We start from the raw sequence: 4,649 nt of genomic DNA, 5'->3' as shown, positions 1-4,649 counted from the left end.
TCGTTGCTGAATATGAAACCGCTTTCGCGAGCAGGCTCGCTCCCACATTTGTTATTCGCTGTTTTTACTACCGTGCTTTTACTTAACCCGCAGGCGTTATGACTTTAATTCTTGGTATCGACCCCGGTTCGCGCATTACCGGTTACGGCGTGGTACGCGATACCGGTCGTGGCTGCGTGTACGTGGCCTCGGGTTGCATTCGTACCGGCAGCGGCGAGTTGCATGAACGGTTGCAAATTGTTTACCGCGGTGTGCGTGAAGTCATCCAGACCTACGGCCCGGTCACCATGGGGATCGAAAAGGTCTTTATGGCCCGTAACGCCGACTCGGCCCTGAAATTGGGTCAGGCCCGCGGCGCGGCCATCGTTGCCGGCGCCGAGGAAAACCTCGAAATCGCCGAATACACCGCAACCCAGGTCAAGCAGGCGGTGACCGGGACGGGGGCGGCGAATAAAGAGCAGGTGCAGATGATGGTCATGCACATGCTGAAACTGACCAGCAAACCGCAAATCGATGCCTCGGACGCCCTGGCAATCGCCATTTGTCACGCTCACACCCGTTCCAGCCTGTTACCTCATGGTCTGGGGACGRCTCGCAGTCGTGGCGGTCGCCTTCGCCTCTGATCTGATAGCATCAGCCCACTCATTTTATCCGTTGAGTGTTTTGTGCCTGTTTTGTCGGCCGCCACGCTCACTTTGGTACTCGTCAGCCAGATCTGGCCAACGCTTAAGGATTTGAAACGTGATTGGACGTTTGCGCGGCACCTTGGCTGAGAAGCAGCCGCCGCACCTGATTCTGGATGTAAATGGTCTGGGCTATGAGCTGGAAGTGCCGATGACCACGCTTTATCGACTGCCGTCGGTCGGAGAGCCGATTACCTTGCACACCCATTTGGTCGTGCGTGAAGACGCGCAGTTGCTCTACGGTTTCATTGGCAAGCGCGAGCGCGATTTTTTCCGTGAGCTGATCCGCCTCAATGGCGTGGGCCCCAAGCTGGCGCTGGCCTTGATGTCGAGCCTTGAAGTCGATGAGCTGGTGCGTTGCGTGCAGGCGCAGGACACCTCGGCGCTGACCAAGGTGCCGGGTGTCGGCAAGAAGACGGCCGAGCGTTTGCTGGTGGAGCTCAAGGATCGTTTCAAGGCCTGGGAAACCGTGCCAAGCATGTTCGCCCTGGTGCCTAATCAGCCGGATGCGCCAATGCCGGTGGCCACCGCCGAAAATGATGCGGTGAGTGCGCTGATTTCCCTGGGCTACAAGCCGCAGGAGGCCAGCAAGGCGATTTCTGCCATCAAGGAGAAAGGCTTGAGCAGTGAAGACCTGATTCGTCGCGCCCTGAAGGGAATGATTTAAGTGATTGAAGCTGATCGTCTGATCGCCGCCACGGGTGGCCCCCGTGACCGCGAAGAAGTCCAGGACCGCGCGATTCGTCCCGTCAGCCTGGCCGAATACATCGGCCAGCCGACCGTTCGCGAGCAGATGGAATTGTTCATCCAGGCTGCCCGCGGGCGTAACGAATCCCTCGATCACACGCTGATCTTCGGACCGCCGGGGCTGGGTAAAACCACCTTGGCCAACATCATTGCCCAGGAAATGGGCGTGTCGATCAAAAGCACCTCGGGGCCGGTCCTCGAGCGTCCGGGTGATCTGGCGGCGCTGCTGACCAACCTCGAACCGCATGATGTGCTGTTCATCGACGAGATCCATCGGCTGTCGCCGATTGTCGAAGAAGTGCTGTACCCGGCCATGGAAGACTTCCAGCTCGACATCATGATCGGTGAAGGGCCGGCGGCGCGTTCGATCAAGCTCGACCTGCCACCGTTCACCCTGGTCGGCGCTACTACCCGCGCCGGGATGCTGACCAACCCGTTGCGTGACCGTTTCGGGATCGTTCAGCGCCTGGAGTTCTATAGCACCGCGGATCTGGCGACCATCGTCAGTCGTTCGGCGAACATCCTCGGCTTGCCGCTGGACCCGGAGGGCGCCTTTGAAATTGCGCGTCGGGCCCGTGGTACGCCGCGTATTGCCAACCGTCTGTTGCGCCGGGTGCGTGACTTTGCCGAAGTCCGGGCGAAGGGGCATATCACTAAACCGATTGCCGATCTGGCGCTGAACCTGCTGGACGTCGATGAGCGTGGCTTCGATCACCAGGACCGGCGTCTGCTGCTGACCATGATCGAGAAGTTCGACGGCGGCCCGGTCGGGGTGGACAGTCTCGCGGCGGCGATCAGCGAAGAGCGGCACACCATCGAGGACGTGCTGGAGCCCTATCTGATTCAGCAGGGCTATATCATGCGGACCCCGCGTGGTCGGGTCGTGACCCGGCATGCATACTTGCATTTCGGTTTGAATATCCCGTCTCGGTTGGGTGAAATGCCCGTGGTAGACGAGTTTCTTGATGCAGTAGACGAATGACGACCTCTGCGTGCCGATTTATTTCGGCTTTGTGCGGTCCTAGGGGACTGCGATTGCCGATCTTTCGCACGAAAGTCGTTCGAGAATGAAAAACAGTTGCCTGGCCGGATTGGCAACCTGAGGAGTAAGCACTAGAGTATGCGCGCGCAAAACGGGCTTGAGTCGTTCGCACATCGTTGTCGCGTTTATTACGAGGACACCGATGCCGGCGGCATCGTGTATTACGTTAATTACCTTAAGTTTATGGAGCGGGCTCGAACCGAGCGGCTACGGGAGCTGGGCTTTGCCCAATCGCAGCTTGCTGGTGAGGACCTGTTGTTCGTCGTGCACTCCAGCGAAGCGCGCTATCACGCGCCGGCGCGACTGGACGACGAGCTTCTGGTAAGTGCAGAAGTAATCGAATTGAACCGCGTCAGCCTGCGCTTTAAACAGCAGGTCAGGCGAGCCGCGGATAATGCACTGCTCTGCGAAGGGCAGTTTTTGGTGGCCTGTGTGCGCACCCATAGTTTGAAACCCCGGGCCATTCCCGAAGCTTTACGTGCGGCCTTTGCCGGCGTGAGCGGCGCGGGTACACACTCAGAGCAGGAGATAAAGCGTGGAAGCTAACGTCGTCGACCATTCCTCCATGTGGAGCCTGGTCAGCAATGCCAGCGTTGTGGTGCAGTTGGTAATGCTGATCCTGGTAGCCGCATCGGTGACCTCGTGGATCATGATCTTTCAGCGCAGCAACTTGCTGCGCGCCGGTCGACGTGCCCTGGAGAGCTTTGAAGAGCGCTTCTGGTCCGGCATCGACCTGTCCAAACTCTACCGTCAGGCCGGCAGCAACCCTGATCCGGACTCCGGCGTAGAGCAGATCTTCCGTGCAGGTTTCAAGGAATTCTCCCGTCTGCGTCAGCAGCCAGGCGTTGATCCGGAAGCGGTCATGGAAGGTGTGGCTCGTGCCATGCGCGTGGCCATTTCCCGCGAAGAAGAAAAGCTTGAGCAGAGCCTGCCGTTCCTTGCGACCGTCGGTTCCGTCAGCCCGTACATCGGTCTGTTCGGTACGGTCTGGGGCATCATGAACTCCTTCCGCGGCCTGGCCACTGCCCAGCAAGCGACCCTCGCCACCGTGGCTCCAGGTATTGCCGAGGCACTGGTTGCAACGGCCATCGGCCTGTTCGCAGCGATCCCGGCCGTTATCGCTTACAACCGTTTCTCTGCCCGCAGCGAAACCTTGCTTAGCCGTTACTACACCTTCGCCGACGAGTTCCAGGCGATCCTGCACCGCAAAGTGCACACCAGCGAAGAATAAGCAGGTATTTCCCAATGGCTTTAATCGCTCGAGCTCGCAAAAAGCGCAAGCCGGTTGCCGAGATGAACGTGGTGCCTTACATCGACGTGATGCTGGTACTGCTGGTCATCTTCATGGTGACCGCACCGATGCTCAATCAGGGCGTGAAAGTTGATCTGCCCAAGGTTTCCAGCGAAGCCTTGCCGCAAGACAACAACACCCAGGTCCTGACCATTTCGATCAAGGCTGACAAGACCTATTACTGGAACCTTGGCAGCGAAGTCGACACCGATAAGCAGCAGGACAGGGCCATGACCCTGCCGCAGATGACCAGCGCCGTGACCAAAATCATCAGCGCGGGTAATGAAAACGGCAAGCACACCCAGGTCTTCATTCGTGGCGACAAGAGCGTCGATTACGGCTCCGTCATGGGTGCCATGGGTGGGTTGCAGAAAGCCGGGGTCGGTAATGTTGGCTTGATTACCGAGGCGCCCTGATGCAGCAACAGCGAGAGCCGACAGCCTCGGAAAGCTACTTCTGGCCTAGTGTCTGGGCGATAGGCCTGCACGTGCTGGTGTTTGGCATGCTGTTCGTCAGTTTTGCCATGACCCCGGAGCTGCCGCCGGCCAAGCCGATCGTCCAGGCGACCCTGTACCAACTGAAATCGAAAAGTCGGGCGACTACCCAGACCAATCAGAAGATTGCGGGTGAAGCGCAGAAGTCCGCTGCGCGCCAGACCGAAGTCGAACAGATGGAACAGAAGAAGGTCGAGCAGGAAGCGGTGAAGGCTGCGGAACAAAAGAAAGAAGCGGCGGCTCAAAAAGCCGAGGAAGCCAAGAAGGCCGACGAGTCGAAGAAAGCGGAAGAGGCGAAAAAGGCTGATGAAGCCAAGAAAGCCGATGAAGCGAAGAAGACCGCCGAAGCCAAAAAGGCCGAACAGAAACAATTGGCTGATATAGCCAAGAAG

Annotated in this window: 7 protein-coding genes; all 7 read left to right on the top strand. The window is 58.5% G+C overall.

Annotated elements, in window-relative coordinates; genetic code table 11:
* Window positions 1-98: 98 nt before the first annotated feature.
* Window positions 99-623 carry a crossover junction endodeoxyribonuclease RuvC gene (ruvC, locus tag AC1DH9_RS22855; RefSeq protein ID WP_477808831.1) on the top strand — a complete coding sequence of 175 codons (525 nt, stop codon included), beginning with the start codon at window positions 99-101 and terminating at the stop codon, window positions 621-623.
* 118 nt (window positions 624-741) lie between these two features.
* Complete coding sequence (gene ruvA / locus AC1DH9_RS22850) at window positions 742-1,350, top strand: Holliday junction branch migration protein RuvA (RefSeq protein ID WP_427531680.1); 609 nt, start codon at window positions 742-744, stop codon at window positions 1,348-1,350.
* Window positions 1,351-2,412 carry a Holliday junction branch migration DNA helicase RuvB gene (ruvB, locus tag AC1DH9_RS22845; RefSeq protein ID WP_103315014.1) on the top strand — a complete coding sequence of 354 codons (1,062 nt, stop codon included), beginning with the start codon at window positions 1,351-1,353 and terminating at the stop codon, window positions 2,410-2,412.
* A gap of 138 nt (window positions 2,413-2,550) precedes the next feature.
* A complete protein-coding gene (gene ybgC / locus AC1DH9_RS22840; protein WP_427536112.1) occupies window positions 2,551-3,018 on the top strand; it encodes a tol-pal system-associated acyl-CoA thioesterase in 468 nt (155 codons plus the stop codon).
* Window positions 3,008-3,703 (top strand): protein TolQ, encoded by a 696-nt coding sequence (tolQ, locus tag AC1DH9_RS22835; protein ID WP_019693256.1) that lies wholly within the window; start codon window positions 3,008-3,010, stop codon window positions 3,701-3,703. Before ybgC ends, tolQ begins: the two co-directional genes overlap by 11 nt.
* Before the next feature lie 23 nt (window positions 3,704-3,726).
* Entirely contained in the window at window positions 3,727-4,179 is a 453-nt protein-coding gene (tolR, locus tag AC1DH9_RS22830) for a protein TolR (protein WP_162174768.1), read from the top strand.
* A partial coding sequence (gene tolA, locus AC1DH9_RS22825) for a cell envelope integrity protein TolA (protein ID WP_477808830.1) occupies window positions 4,179-4,649 on the top strand: 471 nt, incomplete at its 3' end. The genes tolR and tolA, both read left to right, overlap by 1 nt.

Source organism: Pseudomonas sp. 05T35 (assembly GCF_056396605.1).
Note: the sequence above shows the minus strand (reverse complement) of the source record. Positions and strands in the feature narration are given on the sequence as shown.